At 64.7% G+C, this 19,513-nt stretch carries 17 protein-coding genes; 5 read left to right on the top strand and 12 right to left on the bottom strand.

Annotated elements, in window-relative coordinates; translation table 11 throughout:
• Positions 1–112: 112 nt before the first annotated feature.
• The gene (gene ilvD / locus V1280_RS06225) at positions 113–1,963 is read right to left on the bottom strand and encodes a dihydroxy-acid dehydratase (protein ID WP_334520474.1); all 1,851 of its coding nucleotides are present in this window, start codon (positions 1,961–1,963) and stop codon (positions 113–115) included.
• A gap of 314 nt (positions 1,964–2,277) precedes the next feature.
• On the opposite strand from ilvD, the gene V1280_RS06230 reads away from it, so the two are divergent.
• The gene (locus V1280_RS06230; protein ID WP_334520477.1) at positions 2,278–3,327 is read left to right on the top strand and encodes an IS110 family transposase; all 1,050 of its coding nucleotides are present in this window, start codon (positions 2,278–2,280) and stop codon (positions 3,325–3,327) included.
• A 339-nt stretch (positions 3,328–3,666) separates the two neighbouring features.
• Here the strand turns inward: V1280_RS06230 and V1280_RS06235 are convergent, their stop codons facing one another.
• The 9 genes from V1280_RS06235 to pncA form a co-directional block, all read right to left on the bottom strand.
• A complete protein-coding gene (locus tag V1280_RS06235; protein WP_334520480.1) occupies positions 3,667–4,527 on the bottom strand; it encodes an ABC transporter permease in 861 nt (286 codons plus the stop codon).
• On the bottom strand, positions 4,524–5,453 hold the full coding sequence (locus tag V1280_RS06240; protein ID WP_334520484.1) for an ABC transporter permease: 930 nt from the start codon (positions 5,451–5,453) through the stop codon (positions 4,524–4,526). Before V1280_RS06240 ends, V1280_RS06235 begins: the two co-directional genes overlap by 4 nt.
• Positions 5,453–6,445, bottom strand: coding sequence for an ABC transporter ATP-binding protein (locus V1280_RS06245; RefSeq protein ID WP_334520488.1), 993 nt, complete (start codon positions 6,443–6,445; stop codon positions 5,453–5,455). The genes V1280_RS06240 and V1280_RS06245 overlap by 1 nt, the downstream gene beginning before the upstream one ends.
• Complete coding sequence (locus tag V1280_RS06250) at positions 6,442–7,425, bottom strand: ABC transporter ATP-binding protein (RefSeq protein WP_334520491.1); 984 nt, start codon at positions 7,423–7,425, stop codon at positions 6,442–6,444. Before V1280_RS06250 ends, V1280_RS06245 begins: the two co-directional genes overlap by 4 nt.
• Positions 7,426–7,428: 3 nt before the next feature.
• The gene (locus V1280_RS06255) at positions 7,429–9,066 is read right to left on the bottom strand and encodes an ABC transporter substrate-binding protein (RefSeq protein WP_334520493.1); all 1,638 of its coding nucleotides are present in this window, start codon (positions 9,064–9,066) and stop codon (positions 7,429–7,431) included.
• Positions 9,067–9,095: 29 nt separating this feature from the next.
• Positions 9,096–9,911, bottom strand: a complete 816-nt coding sequence (locus V1280_RS06260) for a sugar phosphate isomerase/epimerase family protein (RefSeq protein WP_334520496.1) — start codon at positions 9,909–9,911, stop codon at positions 9,096–9,098.
• Between the two features lie 448 nt (positions 9,912–10,359).
• Entirely contained in the window at positions 10,360–12,393 is a 2,034-nt protein-coding gene (locus tag V1280_RS06265) for an NAD(+) synthase (protein WP_334520500.1), read from the bottom strand.
• A gap of 142 nt (positions 12,394–12,535) precedes the next feature.
• On the bottom strand, positions 12,536–13,648 hold the full coding sequence (locus V1280_RS06270) for an alpha/beta fold hydrolase (RefSeq protein ID WP_334538200.1): 1,113 nt from the start codon (positions 13,646–13,648) through the stop codon (positions 12,536–12,538).
• A gap of 16 nt (positions 13,649–13,664) precedes the next feature.
• Entirely contained in the window at positions 13,665–14,303 is a 639-nt protein-coding gene (gene pncA / locus V1280_RS06275; protein ID WP_334520503.1) for a bifunctional nicotinamidase/pyrazinamidase, read from the bottom strand.
• A gap of 271 nt (positions 14,304–14,574) precedes the next feature.
• On the opposite strand from pncA, the gene glk reads away from it, so the two are divergent.
• The 3 genes from glk (at position 14,575) to V1280_RS06290 (ending at position 16,194) form a co-directional block, all read left to right on the top strand.
• Positions 14,575–15,543: a glucokinase gene (glk, locus tag V1280_RS06280; protein ID WP_334520506.1), complete on the top strand. Its 969-nt coding sequence runs from the start codon at positions 14,575–14,577 to the stop codon at positions 15,541–15,543.
• A 145-nt stretch (positions 15,544–15,688) separates the two neighbouring features.
• Positions 15,689–15,892, top strand: coding sequence for a hypothetical protein (locus V1280_RS06285; RefSeq protein ID WP_334520509.1), 204 nt, complete (start codon positions 15,689–15,691; stop codon positions 15,890–15,892).
• 146 nt (positions 15,893–16,038) lie between these two features.
• Positions 16,039–16,194 carry a hypothetical protein gene (locus V1280_RS06290; protein WP_334520512.1) on the top strand — a complete coding sequence of 52 codons (156 nt, stop codon included), beginning with the start codon at positions 16,039–16,041 and terminating at the stop codon, positions 16,192–16,194.
• Positions 16,195–16,324: 130 nt separating this feature from the next.
• Here the strand turns inward: V1280_RS06290 and V1280_RS06295 are convergent, their stop codons facing one another.
• Positions 16,325–16,702 (bottom strand): response regulator, encoded by a 378-nt coding sequence (locus tag V1280_RS06295; RefSeq protein ID WP_148772676.1) that lies wholly within the window; start codon positions 16,700–16,702, stop codon positions 16,325–16,327.
• Between the two features lie 110 nt (positions 16,703–16,812).
• Entirely contained in the window at positions 16,813–17,643 is an 831-nt protein-coding gene (locus V1280_RS06300; RefSeq protein ID WP_334538202.1) for a Spy/CpxP family protein refolding chaperone, read from the bottom strand.
• A gap of 498 nt (positions 17,644–18,141) precedes the next feature.
• Between V1280_RS06300 and V1280_RS06305 the strand changes: the two genes are divergently transcribed.
• Positions 18,142–19,485 (top strand): ABC transporter substrate-binding protein, encoded by a 1,344-nt coding sequence (locus tag V1280_RS06305; RefSeq protein ID WP_334520517.1) that lies wholly within the window; start codon positions 18,142–18,144, stop codon positions 19,483–19,485.
• Positions 19,486–19,513 lie beyond the last annotated feature (28 nt).

The raw sequence follows: 19,513 nt of genomic DNA on the forward strand, positions 1-19,513 counted from the left end.
CCGAAGTTCGTCGGGGCATCCTTAATGCGAACGGCCGGTTTTCACCGGCCGTTCAGAACTTGTTGACCATGCGCGACCGCCACGTTTGCGATCGCATCTCAGCTGGACGCGCTTACTTCGTGCGCCGCTTCACTTCACGCACGGCGCCGCGCGCGGCGCTGGTGGTGAGCGCTGCGTAAGCCTGCAGCGCGGTCGAGACGTTGCGCTTGCGTGCGGCGGGCTGCCAGGCGGCATCGCCCTTCGCCTCTTCCGCGGCACGGCGGCTGGCGAGTTCCTCATCGGAGATTTCGAGGTTGATGCTGCGGTTCGGAATGTCGATGGCGATACGATCGCCGGTGCGCACCAGACCGATGTTGCCGCCCTCGGCGGCTTCCGGCGAGAGATGGCCGATCGACAGACCCGACGAGCCGCCGGAGAAGCGTCCATCGGTGACGAGCGCGCAGGCCTTTCCAAGACCCATCGATTTCAGATAGCTCGTCGGATACAGCATCTCCTGCATGCCGGGGCCGCCGCGCGGGCCTTCGTAGATGATGACCACGATCTCGCCGGCCGTGACCTTGCCGCCCAGAATGCCTTCGACGGCCGCGTCCTGGCTCTCGAACACGCGCGCGGGGCCTTCGAATTTCAGGATCGAGGCATCGACGCCGGCGGTCTTCACGATGCACCCGTCCTGCGCGAGGTTGCCGTAGAGCACGGCGAGACCGCCGTCCTTGCTGAAGGCGTGCTCGAGGTTACGCACGACGCCCTTCTCGCGGTCGGCATCGAGCTCGTCGTAGCGGCGCTCCTGGCTGAAGGCGACTTGTGTGGGGATGCCGCCGGGCGAGGCGCGGAAGAATGTCCGGACCGCTTCGCTCTTGGAGCGCTTGATGTCCCAGCGCTCCAGCGCGTCGTTCATAGTCGGCGCATGCACGGTCGAGACCGAGGTGTCGATCAGGCCGGCGCGGTCGAGCTCGCCCAGAATGCCCATGATGCCGCCGGCACGGTGCACGTCCTCGACATGCACGTCGGCGACCGATGGTGCGACCTTGCAGAGCACGGGCACGCGGCGCGAGAGGCGGTCGATGTCCTGCATGGTGAATTCGACCTGCCCTTCATGGGCGGCGGCCAACAGATGCAGCACGGTGTTGGTCGAGCCGCCCATCGCGATATCGAGCGTCATCGCGTTCTCGAACGCCTTGAAGTTGGCGACGTTGCGCGGCAACACGGAGGCGTCGTCCTGCTCGTAATAGCGACGCACGAGATCGACGATGGTGTGGCCGGCCTCGACGAACAGCCGCTTGCGGTCGGCATGGGTGGCAACCACGGTGCCGTTGCCGGGCAGCGCGAGGCCAAGCGCCTCGGTCAGGCAGTTCATCGAATTGGCCGTGAACATGCCCGAGCACGAGCCGCAGGTCGGGCACGCCGAGCGCTCGATCACCTTGACGTCCTCGTCGCTGACCTTGGAGTCGGCGGCTGCGACCATGGCGTCGATGAGATCGACGGCCTTGGTCTTGCCCTGCAGCTTGACCTTGCCGGCCTCCATCGGGCCGCCCGAGACGAACACGGCGGGAATGTTGAGCCGAAGTGCTGCCATCAGCATGCCGGGCGTGATCTTGTCGCAATTGGAGATGCAGACCATGCCATCTGCGCAATGCGCGTTGACCATGTATTCGACGCTGTCGGCGATCAGCTCGCGCGACGGCAGGCTGTAGAGCATGCCGTCATGGCCCATGGCGATGCCGTCGTCGACCGCGATGGTGTTGAACTCTTTTGCCACGCCGCCGGCCTGCTCGATCTCGCGGGCGACGAGCTGGCCGAGGTCCTTGAGGTGGACGTGGCCGGGCACGAACTGGGTGAAGGAATTGACGACCGCGATGATCGGCTTGCCGAAATCCGCATCCTTCATGCCCGTCGCGCGCCAGAGGCCGCGGGCGCCCGCCATGTTACGGCCGTGGGTGGTGGTGCGGGAGCGATAGGCTGGCATGGCGGTTTCCGTCCTCGGGTTTGACCGGCCGGGCGGGAAAAATATGGAGCCGCCTCAGGCCTTTGTGGCCGGATAGCGCACGGGGTGGGTTGGCGCAACGGGAACTTGGGCCGAACGGGGCCGGATCGGCCAATCGCAGGCCTCCCCTGCTCCCTGCGCGGGCTCTCGCGGCTTTCCCCGGGCGCAGCGCAGCGTGAAACGGTGCGCTGCAGAACCGGGGCCCAGAACTCACGGCGGCTGATGGTGTGGACGGCCCCCTACGGCATCAGTGTGCCAGAATGAGGTTGTCAGAAACTCATTCACAGGAGCCGTCCGTGAACCAGATTATCCGCATTGGGATGGATACGTCGAAGTATATTTTTCAGCTGCATGGCGTTGATGCGTCTGAGCAGGTCGTGTTGCGCAAGCGGCTTAGCCGCAAGGCGATGCTGGATTTCTTTGCCAAGCTGCCGCCGACGGTGGTGGTGATCGAGGCCTGCGGGGCGGCTCATCACCTGGCGCGAGAGCTTGGCAAGCTGGGACACACGGTCAAGCTGATCGCACCGCAGCTGGTGAAGCCCTATATACCGCGCAACAAGAACGACGGGCGCGATGCGGACGGGCTGTGCGAGGCCGCAAGCCGGCCGCGGATGCGGTATGTGCCGGTGAAGACGGCCGAGCAGCAGGCCGCGCTGATGCTGCTGGGCGTCCGAGAGCAATTGGTCGCACGTCGCACGCAACTCTCCAACATGATCCGCGGGCATGCGGCGGAGTTCGGTCTGATCGCGGCCAAGGGGCTGGACAAGCTCGCCGCGTTCCTGACAGCGATCGGGCAGGACAAAGGCGTGCCGGCGCTGGCCCGGGAGCTGTTTGCAATGCTTGCCCGCCAATATGAGCAGGTGCAGGGCGAGCTGAAGGCCATCGAGGCTAAGCTTCTCTCCTGGCACCGTGCCGATGCCATGAGCCGGCGCCTGGCGCAGATCCCGGGGATTGGTCCGGTCACCGCCGCAGCGCTGGTGATGAAGGCGCCCGATCCACATGCCTTCCGCTCGGGGCGGCTGTTTGCCGCCTGGCTCGGCCTGACCCCAAAGGACCATTCCACCGCGGGAAAGACCAGGCTCGGCAAGATAACCCGTGCAGGCGATGAGACCTTGCGTCAGCTGCTGGTGGTTGGAGCAACCTCGGTGGTCAAGATAGCCAAATCGAAAGCTCGTGGGCCGAGCTGGCTGATCGAGCTTTTGAAGCGCAAGACACCGAAGCTGGCGGCGGTGGCGCTAGCCAACAAGATGGCCCGCATCGCCTGGAAGCTGATGACGACGGGAGAACACTACGACAGCGCGCGGCGTGAGGCGCGAACCGAGGCCCAAACGGCCGCCGCCGTGTGATCGAGAGATTCGGCCGGCCGGCGGGTTAGCCCACCGGCCGAACCGGAGCTGCAAGAGCAGAGGAGATGGTGCGATCGATCGTTCGAGATGCGAGTAAATCCGTGGGACCCATTGGCCGAACAAGGTCGCGTGGTTGATTGGAACTCGTGTCGCGAAAACCATCTTGGCCAGCGGTCCTCCGACAAGCCGCATCAATAGGCCGGACATATGGATGCAAGCGATCCGATCAAACATCACAAAGCTCTTGTGCCACGGGGGCCGTCCACATATGGGTCCCGGCTCTGCGCAGCAGCGCGAGAGCGCTGCAGCGCGTCCGGGACACGAGACCTGATGTCCCTACTACTGCAGGGTCGGATCGAGCCGGTCGCGCAGCCAGTCGCCGATCACGGAGACCGCCAGCGTGGTCACCACGATCGTTGTGGCCGGTGCCAGCATGATCCAGGGCGCCCGGGTCAGGTACTCGCGGCCATAGCCGACCATGTTGCCGAGGCTGGTCATCGGCGGCTGCACGCCGAGGCCGAGGAAGGACAGGCCTGACTCCATCAGGATCACCTCGGGAAACACCAGCGTGGTCGAGACGATCAGGGTTGAGGCGATGTTGGGCAGGATGTGCTGCAGGTAGATCCGCGCCGGCGTGGCGCCGAGTTGGCGGACGGCGGCGGCGTAGCCCTGCGCATTGGCGGAGATGGCAAGGCCGCGGGCGATGCGGGCATAGCGCTCCCAGCCGAACAGGCCCATCAGGCCGATCAGCAGCGGCAGCGAATTGCCGAAGAAGGCGAGTACCGCGAGCGCCATGATCAGGAACGGCATGCTGGCCTGGAAATCGGTCAGCATCAGCACGAACTGCTCGACGGCCCCGCGGAAATGCGCGGCGAGGAAGCCGAGCGTGGTGCCGACGACCGCCGAGATCGCGGTCGCGCCGAAGGCAATCAGGAGCGAGATGCGGATGGACACGAGCAGCCGCGACAGCACGTCGCGGCCAAGCTCGTCGGTGCCGAGCCAGTGCGCGACATTGCCGGGCGCAGCCAGGCGATTGCGCAGATCGAATTGGGTGTAGCCATAGGGCGCGATCTTCTCGGCGAGCGCGGCGATCACCAGCATGGCGATGATCCAGCTGACCGCAAGTGCGACGGAGACCGGGATCGCCGGCAGGCTGATGCGGCGGCGCGTAGCCGTATCCTTCAGCGTCGCATCGGTCATGCATGAGCCCCTTTCGCGCGCAAGCGCGGGTCGAGGAAGCCATAGAGGAAGTCGACGATCAGGTTTGACGTGACCATGGTCAGCGCGACCAGCAGCAGGATGCACTGCACGACGGCGAGATCTCGGTTGGCGACCGCAACGACGAGCAGGCGCCCTACCCCTGGCCACGAGAACACGCTTTCGACCACGACCGCGCCCGCAATCAATGAGCCCACCATGAAGCCCAGGATCGTCACCGTCGGGATCGCCGCGTTCGGCAGCGCGTGCGAGATCACAACGCGATGCCAGGGCACGCCTTTCGCCGACGCCGTGCGGATATAGGGCTGGCCGAGCACCTCGAGCATCGCGCTACGGGTGAAGCGCGCCAGCACCGCCGCGCCGCCGAGGCTGAGCGTCACGATCGGCAGGATGGCGTGGCGCCAGCTGTCCTGCCCGCCCGACGGCAGCCAGCCAAGCTGGACGGCAAAGACCAGCACCAGCAGCAGCGCGAGCACAAAACTCGGCACGGTGAATCCCGCGACCGCCGTCATCATCACGGCGCGGTCGATTGCTGAGCCGCGATGCAGCGCAGCGTAGATGCCGGCGGGGATCCCGAGTGCGACCTTGAAGAAGAAGGCCGGCAGCGTCAGCGCCAGCGTCGCCGGGATCCGCTCCAGCACGAGCTGGATCGCCGGTCGTCCGTCACGCATGGAGCGGCCGAGCTCGCCTTTGGCAATAGCACCGAAGTAATCGAGATATTGAAACAAGATGGGGTCATCGAGGCCCCACGCCTTGCGGAAGGCGGCGAGCACTTCCGGCGGCGCTTCCGGTCCCAAAATCATCAGCGCGGGATCGCCTGATAGCCGCAGCACCACGAAGGCGAAGGTGACGACGAGCACGATCGTGAGCGCCGCGCGTCCGATCCGAATGGCGAAATAGCGCCCCATCACGCCGCGTCCCGCGTTTGGACTTGCGGCCCCGTCACGAGATGGCAGGCCACCTGACGGTCGCCGCCGACAGCGGAGAGCGTCGGCACCTCGCTCACACAGCGCGCAATGGCGCGCGGGCAGCGCGGATGGAACGCGCAGCCTTTGGGGCGAGCCGCCGGGTTCGGCGGATCGCCCGCCAGCACGATGCGGCCGGCGCTGCGGCGGCCGGGTGCGGGCGAAGCCGAGACCAGCGCCTGCGTGTAGGGATGCTCGGGGCGCGCAAAGAGATCGTCGGCGCTGCCGATCTCGACGATGCGACCGAGATACATCACCGCGACGACATTGCTGATCTGCCTGACGACCCGCAGATCGTGGCTGATGAACAGCAGCGTCAGCCCAAGCTGCGCCTGGAGATCGGCGAGCAAATTCACCACCTGGGCCTGGATCGAGACGTCGAGCGCGCTGACAGGCTCGTCGCAGACGAGGAAATCGGGCTTTGTCGCCAGCGCCCGTGCCAGCACGATGCGCTGGCGCTGACCGCCGGACAGCGCGCCCGGATAGCACGCGCCATGCGCGGGCGTGAGCTCGACGGCGCGCAGCAACTCGCGGACGCGATCCTCGCGCTCGGCCGGTGTGCCGAGACCGTGAATGTCGAGGGGCTCGCGGATCTGCGTCGCCACCGGCAAACGCCGGTCCAGCGCGCCCAGCGGGTCCTGAAAGATCATCTGCATCCGGGCGCGCTGTGCACGCCACGCCTTTGTCCCGGGCGCGGCCATCGGCTTGCCGCCGAAGCAGACCTCGCCACGATCCGGCGGCTCGAGGCCGAGCACGACGCGCCCCGTCGTGGACTTGCCCGAGCCGGACTCGCCGACAAGGCCGAGCGTTTCGCCCTTGGGAATGCTCAGCGACACGCCGTCGACGGCGTGCACGGCCGTGCTGCGGCCGAACATTCCGGACCGCATCGAATAACTGCGCGAGACCGAGGACACCTCGACGAGCGGCGCGCTCATTCGGCCGCGATCCCGAGCAGCGCGCGGCGCGAAGCCTCGGCGCGGAAGCAGGCCACAGTGCGATCGATTGCGATCGGCGCGAGGGTCGGCACGGCGAGGCGGCAGGGCTCGGCCGCCAGCGCACAGCGTGGCGCGAACGCGCATCCATCAGGCATGTGCGCGGGATCGGGCACCGTGCCGGGAATGGCGGAGAGACGGCGGCGCGGCCCATCAAGCGGCGGCAGCGCGCCGATCAGTCCTTGCGCATAGGGGTGCACGGGATCGGCGAAGATCTGATTGGCGGGCGCCTGCTCGACGATGCGGCCGGCATACATCACCGCGACGCGGTCGCAGTTCTCCGCGACGACGCCGAGATCGTGGCTGATCAGAACCATCGCCATGCCCATCTCGCGGCGGACGGTGGAGAGCAGCTCCAGAATCTGCGCCTGGATGGTGGCATCGAGCGCGGTGGTCGGCTCGTCTGCGATCAGCAGATCGGGATTTCCGGCGAGCGCCATCGCGATCATGATGCGCTGGACCTGGCCGCCGGAGAATTCATGCGGATAGGCGGCGAGCCGCCGCGCCGCGTCGGGAATGCCGACGAGGTTGAGCAGCCGCAGTGCTTCGGCCTTCACGGCCTCGCCCGAGAGATCGCGATGCAGGGCCAGCGCCTCGCAGAGCTGCTTGCGGATGGTCAGCACCGGATTGAGCGCGCTTGCCGGATCCTGGAAGATCATGGCAACCCGCCCGCCCCGCACCTGGTCGAGCTCGGAGGCCCGCGCGCCAAGGATCTCGCGCCCGTCGAGACGGACAGAGCCCGAGATGTTCGCATGCCGGGGCAGCAAGCCCAGCGCGGCAAGCCAGGTCACCGACTTGCCGGACCCGGACTCGCCGACGAGGCCCAGGGCCTCGCCCTTGCTCAGTGCGAGATCGACGCCGCGCAGCACCGGCACGCCGTTGAAGGCGACGCTGAGGCCTTCAATGCTGACCAGCGGCGTCATGGATTAAGCCTCGAAATTGCCGGCGCGGAAATCCATCGCGAAAGCGGGCGAGGCCTTCCATTTGATCGACTTCGGCTTGGCCGTGAAGGTCGCGTTCTGGTGCAGCACTGTATAGGCGGGGTCCTCGCGCTCGGCGATCTCCAGCATGCGGTGGAACGCGTTCTTGCGCGCGGCGCGGTCGGTCGAGGTCTCCAGGAACTCCGAGAGCTTGTTCAGCTCGAGGTTGGTCCATTCGCCGATCTGCTGCTGTTGGCCGTTCGGACCGTGCTGGGCAACGATCGACGACACCGGATCGTTGAAGGCCGCGGAGTTCGACCAGTCGCGCACGGCGCGGGTCGGCGCACGTTCCATGATCTGCGACCAGTTTTCCTTGGTCTCGATCTCGACGTTGAGGCCGACCGATTTCCACATCTCGACCAGCACCTGCGCGGTCGCGACCTGGTTGGTGTAGTAGTTGTTGAGCAGGCGATAGGGGATCGGATCGCCCTTGTAGTTGGCCTGCTTCAAAAGATCCTGCGCGAGCTTGGGATCGTAAGCCGGCACGTTCCAGTCGGCGTTGAACATGTCGCCGTAAAATTCCCACTGCAGGCCCTTCGGCACGCGGGTACGGCCGGCCCACAGGCTGTCGACGATGGCCTGGCGGTCGATCGCGTGGGTGAAGGCACGCCGCACCAGCGGATTGGCGAGCTGGGCGTGGTTCTTGTCGAACACGGTCAGGCGGTGATTGAGAATGGTGCCGCCCTGCACTTCGAACGCCGCATTCTTCTCGATCCCGGCGATCTGGTCCGGCGGGATGTCGCAGGCAAACTGGTATTCGCCGGACAAGAGCCCGTTGATGCGGCTCGCGACCTCCGGCACTTCCAGGAAGCGGATCCGCTTGAGCGGCGGCCGGCCGCCCCAATATTCGTCGTGCGCTTCCAGCGTCAGCGAGATGTCGGGCTTGAGCTCGACGACCTTGTAGGGACCGGTGGTGACCGGCTTGCGCGCCCAGTCGAGATAGCTTGCGGATTCATCCCAGGCGCGGCGATTGGCGATATCCGAGCCATAGCGCGACAGCCGGCCCTCGATGGTGACGTCCGGCGTCGCGTTGTAGAAGCGCACCGTGTACTTGTCGACGGCGTCGACGCGGACGAGATCGGGCCAGATGCGGCGCGCGACCGCGGGCACGTCCGGCGGCAATTCCTTGCCGGGCTTCGGCATCGGGATCTTTTCGAAAGCCTGGATGGTGGAGCGGCTCTTGGCTTCGGTCTCGCCGAACATGCGCTCGCGGCTGAAGGTGAAGACGACGTCTTCGGCGGTCAGTTCGTCGCCATTGTGGAATTTCACGCCCTGGCGCAGCTTCACCTCGACGGTCTGGTCGTCGATGCGGCGCCATTCGGTGGCAAGGCCTGGCACCGCCTCGAGATTGCCGCGGAAATTCTTCGAGATCAGCCCTTCCCAGATCGAGGAGAAGAACACCCGCTCGCCGACATTGGACTGCTCGCGCAGCACGTCGAGCACGTTGGCGTTCGTCACCTTCTGCACGGCGATCGTCACCGACGGACGGTTGTCGGCCTGCGCAATCGCAAAGCGCGGCAGCAACAGCGTGCCGGCGGCAACGCCGCCGGATTTCAGGATGGTGCGACGGGTGAGCTTGCGCATGACGATGACCCCTGCCCTCTGTGATCTGGTTATTCGGCGAGACCGAGCGCGGCGAGATGCGCGGCGCCCTTGCGGACGTCGTCGTGGTTGCGGAGCTCGAGGATCAGCCGCGGTTTCGAGGTCAGCCGGCCCAGCGCGCGGAACACGGCGACCCAGGGAATGTTGCCTTCGCCCGGCGCCCAATGGCGATCAGCAAAGCCGTCGGTGTCCTGGAGGTGCACATGCGTCAACATGTCACCGGCGATTTCGACGTAATAGTCGACCGGCGGCGCGCCGGTGGAGACGTGGGCGTAGTTGGCGTGGCCGGTGTCGAGGGAGACGCGGATCTTGCTGCTTTCGAGCGCCTTGGCGAGGCGCACGCGGTCGCGCGGGTCCTTGTCCTCGATGTTCTCGATGACGATCTCGCAGCCGATGGTCTCGGCGCGCGCGATCACCTCGGCCAGCGTCGCCTTGACACGCTCGACGATGTTGGCGCGGCTGTCCGGATAGAGATCGAGATTGTTGTGGTCCCAGGTCGTGAACGGCGAATGCATCACCATCTGGGTCGCGCCGAGGAATTCAGCGGCATCAAGGCCCTGCAGCAGGCGTTTGGTCACGGCCTGGCGGATCATCGGATCATGGCTGTCGATCTTGAAGCCCCAGAACGGGCCGTGGATGCCGAGGCGACCGGTATGGCCTGAGAGCATCTGCTTGATGTCGGTGGCAGCGCTGCGCCAGTCGCCGTCGAGCAGATCGGCGCGGAAGAAGTCCTGGACTTCGAGATCGCGTTGTCGTTCCAGAAGCCAGTCACGGTGGGCGGGGATCGATTTGATGGACAGTGCGGCGCCCAACACCGGCTTCGACATAACTTTCTCCCTTGGCCGTCAACGATGACCAAGGCAGCGCTAGACCAGTTCAATGACACGCCGGTGAAATGCGGATTCGGCAGATGTGGACATCCTGCCGCTCGACTGCATCGAATTCGGGCAACGGCGAGCGCACCGCGCGCAGACGCATGCATGCGTGCGCGAAATCAAGCACGATTAAGTCCGTAGTGATCCGGAATGGAGTCCTAATCCGATCTCGCGTACATCGCGGGACATCGATCGGCGGCCTTCCAAGGGCATCACCCTCTGATCGCGCACCACGGGGTTGGGGGACCATCTGGGGCGGGGGGATCAAAGGCTGGGGCAAGGTTACGAGGTCCGGACTCCTAGGCACTCCGGACCTCGTGCTTTCTAAATCGAATGCAACTTCGCGCCGCCGGCTACATGAGCCGCGCGGCGCGAAGTCATTTTGGGCTGCCCTCTTCGCTTATTTCGGCACGTTCCGCTCGAGATCCTCAAGCCAGGCCGCAGCACTCGAATCCGACGGCGCACGCCAGTCGCCGCGCGGCGACAGCGAGCCGCCGGCCGAGACCTTCGGTCCGTTCGGCATCGCAGAGCGCTTGAACTGGCTGAACGCGAAGAAGCGGCGCAGGAACACCTCAAGCCAGCGCCGAATTTCCGGAAGATCATAGGCGCGGCGCTTGTCAGCCGGGAATGCGGGCGGCCATTCGCCCTCGGCGACGTCCTTCCAGGCCTGGAACGCCATGAAGGCGATCTTGGACGGCCGCAGGCCGAAGCGCAGCGTGTAGAACAGGTTGAAATCCTGCAGCTCGTAGGGCCCGACGGAGGCCTCCGTGCTCTGCGGCTTCTCGCCCGGCTTGACCGGAACCAGTTCCGGCGAGATTTCGGCCGACAGGATCGAGGTGAGAGTCCCGTTCACGTCGCCGCTGAATTGTTTCGAGGCGATCACCCAGCGGATCAGATGCTGGATCAACGTCTTCGGCACGCCGGCGTTGACATTATAATGCGCCATCTGGTCGCCGACGCCGTAGGTGCACCAGCCGAGCGCGAGCTCCGAGAGATCGCCGGTGCCGATGACGATGCCGCCGTGGTGGTTGGCGAGCCGGAACAGATAGTCGGTGCGCAGGCCCGCCTGCACGTTCTCGAAGGTGACATCGTAGACCTTCTCGCCCTTGCCGAAGGGATGGCCGATGTCTTTCAGCATCTGCGTGGCCGTGGTGCGGATGTCGAGTTCCTGCCAATTGGTCTGCAACGCCTTCATCAGCGCCAGCGCATTGGTCTTGCTCTCGCTGCCTGTGGCAAAGCCCGGCATCGTGTAGGCCAAAATATTCTCGCGCGGCAGACCCAGGAGATCGACCGCCTTGGCGGCAACGATCAGCGCATGGGTGGAATCGAGACCGCCTGATACACCGATCACGACGCGCTTGGTGCCGGTCGCGCGCATGCGCTGCACCAGGCCTGCGACCTGGATGTTGTAGGCCTCGTAGCAATCCTGCTCGAGCAGGCTTTCGTCGCTCGGCACGAACGGGAAGCGCTCGATCTTGCGCAGGAAGCCGATGTCGGTGGCCGGCGGGGTCACGGCGAATGTCACCTTGCGGAAGCTGCCCTCGCGCTGCCGGCGATTGTCGTCGAACGTGCCCATCAGGGCGCGCTCCTGCCTGAGCAGGTCGAGATCGACGTCGGCGAGCGTAATCTGGCCGTCCTGCCGGAACCGCTCGCCCTCGGCCAGCAGCACGCCGTTCTCGTAGATCGAGGTCTGGCCGTCCCAGGCGAGATCAGTGGTGGATTCGCCTGCCCCCGCGGCGGAATAGACATAGGCCGCCAGGCAGCGGGCGGAGGTCGACTGGCACAACAGCGCGCGCGAGCGCGCCCGGCCGATCGTGATCGGGCTCCCCGACAGATTGATCAGCACGCTCGCTCCGGCCAGCGCGAGTTCGGACGCCGGCGTCACCGGGATCCACATGTCCTCGCAGATCTCGACGCCGATGGTGAGGCCAAGCACGTCCTCGGCGGCAAACAGCAGGTCGGTCCCGAATGGCGCGCGGAGCTTGCCGATCGCGATCGCCTCGCCGGCGATGCCGGCGCCGGAGGCGAAATGGCGGCCCTCGTAGAATTCGCGATAGGTCGGCAGATAGCTCTTGGGCACGACGCCCAGAACATTCCCGCGGTGAATAACGACGGCGCAATTGTAGATGCGATTGCCGAATCGCAGCGGCGCGCCGACGATCAGCACGGTCATCAGTGCCGCGGAGGCCTCGACAACGGCGGCCAGCCCGCGCTCAACCGCGTCGAGCAGCGGATCCTGCTTGACGAGATCCTCGATCGCATAGCCGGACAGGCACAGCTCGGGAAACACGGCCACCGCGACCGATTGCGCGTCACAATTTTTCGCCGCCGCCATGACCGCCTTCGCATTGGCCGCGGGATCGGCCACATGGGAGGCGGTGACGCAGGCCGCAACGCGCGCAAACCCGTGGGCGTAGATCGAGTGGAAGCTCATCGAGCAAAGGACCCTTAAATCTTGTCGGACCGGCCGCAGCCAGCTCTCGCCTCTATTTAACCCATCGATAGGCCCCCGTGCAGGCCATCCGCCGTCATGCATAACGGATTTGCAGCTTCGCAGGCCTTGGCTTTAGGTGCCGTCAGGCGCTGCGTGCCAACACGCTGGAGAGGTCGCTGCGCAGCCATTCCGCGATCCGGGGCCAGACATGGGCATGTGTCCGCGCGCCCATGAACAGGCCGAGATGATTGCTGGGCTCGGAGCTTGCTGCAACGAAAGCCGGCGGCGTGCCGACAAGCCCGGCGGTCGCAAGCGCCTGTGTCGCCGGCACGACATCGTCGTCGAGCCCGGCCAGCAGGAAGATGGGCGACTTGACGTCCTTCAGGTTGATCGCGCGGCCGAGGGCCGTGAAATTGCCGTCGGCGATCCGGTTCTCTCGAAAGATCCAGTTGACGATCTGGAGATAGTAGGTGCCCGGCAGGTTCAGCGTCTCGGTGTTCCAGCGCTCGAAACGCGCGAGCAGGGCCGCGCCCTCCTCGTCCGAAAGGCCTTTCTGCAACGCGACCGCGATGTCGTCGCGGTCAGGCCGCTTCGACCAGACATGCAGCATCTCCTCGCCGCTGACATTGCCGCCGCCACGCGCGACGAGCTGGTCGTAGACGATCTCAGGCGCGTTGCGGGCGAGTTGCGACAGCCTGGACTCGACCGAGAGGTCGACCGGCGCACCTGCTAGCACCAGCCGCCGCACCTTGGCCGGAAACCGCGCCGCATAGAGCAGCGAGAGCCAGCCGCCCTGGCACAGCCCGACCAGGTCGACCGGTGCGCCGATCTCGTCGACGGCAACGTTGAGATCGCCGAGATAGCTGTCGATCGAGAGATAGCGCATGTCAGGCGTGGCCGAGCGCCAGTCGGTGAGATAGATCCGATCGATGCCGCCCTGTTGCAGCGACTGCACCACGCTATGGCCGGGTGCGAAATCCGCGATCAAGGCCCGGTGCAGCGCATAGGGCGCGCAGACCAGCGCCGGCTGACCGGATCGCGTCCGCGAACAATCGCGCAGCCGCATGGTGGCGAGCTCCACCGCGGTGCCGGGCGTGGTCCAGGGAAGGTCGCCCTCTCCCTGCTCCGCCGGGCCGCGCTCCAGCCACCAGAAGCAGGCGTCCATGGCGAGCCGGGCCGCCGCAAACGGCCACAGCATGGGGTCGTCGCGACCGCGGCCTGCTTCGCCGGGCTGTTGACCGCTCTTCCCAGCCACCATCACCGCATGATCCTCACAAAAACGCCTCCAGGCTGACGACGGAAATGCCGAGCTCCTCAAAACTTTGATGGGCCGCCGCGACCGAGCCGTCGAGGTCGATGCCGCGGCAGGCATCCTCGATCACGGCAATTTCGAACCCGGCCTTGCGCGCATCCTCCGCGGAAAAGCGGACGCAGAAATCGAGCGCCAGGCCGGCGACGAAAACCGTCTTCAGCTCGCGCTCGCGCAGATAGCCAAGCAAACCGGTCGGCGTCTTGTGGTCATTCTCGAACAACGCCGAATAGGAATCGATCCCGCGGCGGAAACCCTTGCGGACCACAAGGTTCGCGCGTGTGACCTCGAGCTCCCGATGGAATTCGGCGCCGGCCGTGCCCTGGACGCAATGCGTGGGCCAGAGCACCTGGGTGCCGTAGTCGAGCTGGATGGTCTGGAACGGCTGCTTGCCAGCATGGTTCGGCGCAAAGGAGACGTGGTCGCCCGGATGCCAGTCCTGCGTCAGCACCACATTGGCGAATTTTTGGGCGATCCGGTTGATGACGGGGACGACCTTCTCTCCGCCGGGAACGGCGAGCGCCCCGCCCGTGCAGAAGTCGTTCTGCACGTCGATCACCAGCAGCACGTCGCGGTCGGATATCTTCATCGCAGGCCCCATGTTGTCCATCCGGCGCAATCGGCGCCAGTGCTGTCGTCAATGTCGATCTTCCCGCGCTGCTTCGCAACCTCCGACACCCTGCAACGATGTCGCGCAAACGGCCGGCCGATCCCCACGCTGATCCCCACCTGGATGCAACGCTTTGGCCCCGTCCGTGTTGACTAGCTGTACCTGAGGGCGGAATCTCTGATATCCGCGGCATGCGGATCGCGGCGAAGGAGTGGAGGAAAAGGGTTCCCGAAGCCTGCAAGGCTACGGCAGCCAAATGGTCATGAGTATCGGCAAGACAGGCAACATTCTTCTCGCCGATATCGGCGGCACCAATGCGCGCTTCGCGCTGAGCAATGGCGAGCAGATCGGCGCGATCGACTATGTGAAAGTCGCTGACCATCCGACGGTCCGCGAAGCCATCGTCGACGTGCTGCGGCGGGCCGACAGCGAGAAGCCGGCCAGGGCCGTCCTCGCCGTCGCCGGTCCGGTCACCAACAATCGCTGCGTCATGACCAACAGCCCCTGGGTGATCGACGGCAACGAGCTCCAGCCGGCGCTCGGCTTCGACAGCGTCCACGTGCTCAACGATTTCGAGGTGGTGGCCTGGTCCCTGCCGGCCTTGCAGCCGGCGGACCTGATTCCGCTCGGCGGCCAGGACGGCATGTCCGGGGAGCCGCTGCTGGTGGTCGGCCCCGGGACGGGTTTCGGCGTCTCCTGCCTGGTCGAGCGTCACGGCTCCCGGCTCGCCGTCGTCACGGAGGCCGGTCACGCGACGCTCCCGGCGGAGAACGAGCGCGAGGAGCGTGTGATCGCCGCCATGCGCCGGCGCTTTGGCCATGTCTCCATCGAGCGCGGCGCCCTGTCCGGCTCCGGGCTGCAATCCCTCTATGAAGCGATGGCCGAGGTCGACCGAGCCCAGGTGCCGCAACGCGATGCGGCAGCGATCACCAGGGCGGCGCTGGACGGGACTTGCGAGCTCAGCCGCGCGACGCTGGAGATGTTTTGCGAGATCCTCGGCTCGGTCGCCGGCAATCTCGCGGTGACCTTCGGCTCCAGAGGCGGCGTCTACATTGCCGGCGGAATCGTGCCGCGCTTTCCGGAGTTCCTTTCGGCTTCAGCGTTCCGCGCGCGTTTCGAAGCCAAGGGGCGCTTCCAGGACTATTTGCGCAACATCCCAACGCGCCTCGTCGTCAAGCCCGATGCGAGCTTCGTCGGCCTTAAGACGTTCGCCGACCACAATCTGGATTGAAGCGCGCCCGCCCTCGCACCTCCCCGTTAAGCAATTCACAGCTGATTGCAGCGCACGCGCGGTTCCACGCAGGATCGTGCTTGCCCCATTGTTTCCGATGGGAAACAATTCGCGCCTGTGTGTGGCGTAGGTACGGGGGCGTGACATGCGTAAGCAGGATGTGGGCTTCGACTATCACCGCTATCACCGGCTGCTGACCGAGGCAGACGATGACAACAAGCGCATGGCGCTGATCGAGCTGTTGATCGAGGAGAAGGCCCGGGACCGGTTGGCGGCACAGCGCGCCTCAGACCGCGCCGCCATGACTGCCCACACGATCTCCACGGTGCTGAAGGCCGGCCGCAACTAAGCCTTGCAGGACCTCCTGTCGCCCGGCGGCGAGTCTGCGATCGATTGCGATTCCGTTAAGGATCTCTCGCAAGCCTATGTCAAACTCTTTGCTCTAAGAGTTCCCTCACCTGATGCAATTTCAGGATCAACAAGGGGGGAATGAACATGAGCATGATTTCGTTCGCCGAAATGCCGGCTGCCATCCAGACCCGGTCGACCGATTATTCTTTTAAAGCCATTATCATCTTCTGCGGCTTGGGGTTCATCGCCTCGTTCAGCCTGATGGCGCACGGCGTTGACCTCAGCGCCGGCCTGATGTGAGACACTGACGGACCTTCCGTCCCAAATGGCCGCCCCTGTCGGGCGGCCATCTTCGTCGACCAAATCTTCGTTGACCAAGTCTTCGTTGACCGCCTCTCGATCGTTGACAATGTCAGTGTGGCGCCCTGGATCAGTACGATGCCTTGGCCGGCGCATCCGGAAACAGCGAGTCGATCATGATCTTGAGCTGGTCGAGCGCAATCGGCTTGCGCAAAATCGGCCGGCGCCGGAGCAACGACGGCAGCAATTCCGGCCCATAGCCCGTCGCAAACAAAAACGGCTTGCCGCGGCGCTCGATCAAATCGGCGACCGGATCGACGTAAACGCCCATCAGATTGATGTCGAGGATCGCGAAATCGTACTGCGCGGTCATCGCAAAAGCGCTCGCATCGCGCACATTGTCCGCTTCTGCGACGACATGGTGGCCAAGCTCCTCCACCATGTCAGCCATCATCATCCGGATCAACGCCTCGTCTTCGACCAGGAAAACGGAGAGTCCGTCCGCCATATCAACCCCGCAGCCATCTTGCGGAGATAAGCATACCCGATTTGCGAGAAGGATTCACGAATTCGTGGCCTTCAAATTCCACGAATGCATGCAATCCAACTCAAGCTTGATCAATCCAGGCCGCGCTCATGGCTGAGCCGAACCATTTCCTCGATGAACACCTGCTTCTGCTTGTCATCGAGGCTCGAGAACAACGGTTCGGCGGCATCGGCGACATTGCGCTGATCGGCGGCGCGGTCGATCAGGAACTGCGACTCGTTGCGCATCTGCTCGATGATGTCGTCCGGCGGATCGCGCTTGGCGCGCTCCATGCGCAGGTTGAGCCGCTCGGCGCCATTATGCCCGAGATAGTGCATGGCGCTGGAGAAGCCGAACCAGTGCTTCTCCTGATCGGGGGTCAGGTTCAGCTCGGTCTTGATGCGCTCGATATAGGAATCGCTGTTGGAGACGATCTGGTCCGCGGTCAGCTGCGGCGCGCCGGGCTGGGTCAGGACGGTGACGTCCTTGTTGTCCTGGGGCGTGTTCTTGGCTTCCTTGGTCGCCTTGGCACCCTTGCCGCCCTTGGCATTGTCCTTGGCGCCCTTCGTATTGTCCTTGGCATCCTTGTCCTTGGCGCCGCCCGGCTGCTTGGAGTCCTTCGCATCCTTGGATGCGTCCTTGCTGGCATCCTTGCTCGCATCCTTGGCAGCCGGCGCCTGGCCATTATTGTTGTTGACGCCCAGCACGCCGGTGAAGACGCCGACCACGCCGCCGATGGCACCGCCGAGAACGCCACCGACGGGACCCGCCGCCTTGTTACCGGCCGCCGCGCCGTCCTGAACGCCCTTGACCAAACCTTGTGCATTCGCAGCCGCGGCCGCGCCAATCAGCACTGTCAGCACGGAGCCGAGCGCGAGCCAACGTCGCAGGCCAAGCCGCGCAGGCGGCGTCGGGGGGATCATTTGGGTCTTCATGTCGATCTGCTTGCCTTCTAGGGAACGGCAGGCCTCCTGCCGGTTGCAACTCTACCGTTTTCGCGACACCGAGGTCTAGGCGCAGAGCATCGCTGTCCCCCTTTGAGAGGGTGTTGGCTTGAAAGGTCTTGGGCGCGAAGCGGTTATGCAGGCTTATTCGGAACTGCGGCGTAATTGCGCACGGATCGTCTCAAGCCGTCGCACGCCGAAGTGTGCGTCGCAATAAGAGCAGCCCTCGCTCATGTTCGGCGCACGCCGCGGACTTTCCGACCACAACGTTAGTTCTAGAGAGCGAGGCATTCGGCTTTCTCGACAGACGCAATCAATCATGATCTGATCGCGCTACCAATTTGCCGCGTCCCCGCGCGATTTGCCGCAGGGATGACGACGCCAATCAAGAAACGTCCAACAACAAAATCAAAAACAAACTCAGGAAAGTCAGAGGAAACGACAGAACAATAAAACACACCAAGGCGAGGAAACGAGATGTCACGCAAGACACTGACGCGACGTCAATTTGTAGCTGCCACTGCAATGTCCTCCACGGCGCTGATCGCGGCGCCCTATGTCCGAGGCGCTTACGCCGCCGGCCAACTCTCGATCGGCCTGTGGGACCACTGGGTACCCGGCGCCAACGCTGCCTCCACAGACCTGATCAATGAATGGGCTGCCAAGGAGAAGGTAGAGGTTTCCATCGACTACATCACCAGCCAGGGCAACAAACTCCTTTTGACGATGGCAGCCGAGGCGCAGGCAAAGTCCGGGCACGATATCCTGTCGTCTCAAATCGGCTGGCAGCCGCACGCCTATGACAACTTGCTTGAACCGGTCAATGACGTCATGGAGCCGGTCATCAAGCAGAACGGCGAGGTGAACGGCACAGTCAAGTATCTCGGCCAGTCCGGCGGCAAATGGCTCGCTGTGCCGGCGACCGCTGGCAGTCAGATAAAGGGGCCCTGCTCGCGTATCGATCTGATGAAGAAATACGCGAACATCGATGTCCAGGAAATGTATCCGGCTGGTTCACCGCCCAAGGCCGACAACTGGACGATGGATACGTTCCTCAAGGCGGCCGAAGCCTGCCAAAAGGGCGGCTTCGCCTTCGGCATCGGCCTCGGCACGACCCCGGACAACATCGACACCGCGGGCGCGATCTTCCAGTCCTTCGGTGCCGAGCTCGTCAACGCCAAGGGCGACATCACCGTCAAGACCGACGAGGTACGGCAGGCGCTCGAGTTCTACAAGAAGCTGATCGCGGTGTTGCCGCCGGACGCACCCTCCTGGGACGACGCCTCGAACAACAAATGGCTGATTTCCGGCAAGGGCGCGCTGATCATGAACCCGCCGAGCGCTTGGGCGGTCGCCAAGCGCGATGCGCCGCAGGTCGCGGAGCAATGCTGGACGCACGGCTTCCCGGCCGGACCGAAGGGCCGTTTTGCGCCTTTCCAGCCGTTCTTCTGGAGCATCTGGAAATTCTCCAAGAACAAGGAAGCGGCCAAGAGCCTGCTTAGCCACCTGTCGCAGCCGTCGTCGATCGAAAAGTTCGTTCAGGTGAGCGGCGGGTACGATCTGCCGGCGTACGCAAGCATGACGACGCTGAAGACCTGGGCCGAGGAAGGGCCTCCGAAAGGCACGCTCTATCACTATCCGAACCCCTACAATCATCAGACATTGTCGATTGCGGCCGCGCCGGCGCCGCCAAAGATTGCAGAGCAAATCTATAATCAGGCGACGCTGACCAAGTTGGCGCTGCGTTATGCGCAGGGCGAGAAGATGGAACAGGCGCTCGCCTGGGCCGAGGGCGAGTGCGAAGGCTTCATGCGGAGCTGAACCCGGGGGGCATGGCGGTTCACGCCTC

It is taken from the genome of Bradyrhizobium sp. AZCC 2230, from assembly GCF_036924495.1.
Classification (GTDB): Bacteria; Pseudomonadota; Alphaproteobacteria; order Rhizobiales; family Xanthobacteraceae; genus Bradyrhizobium; species Bradyrhizobium rifense.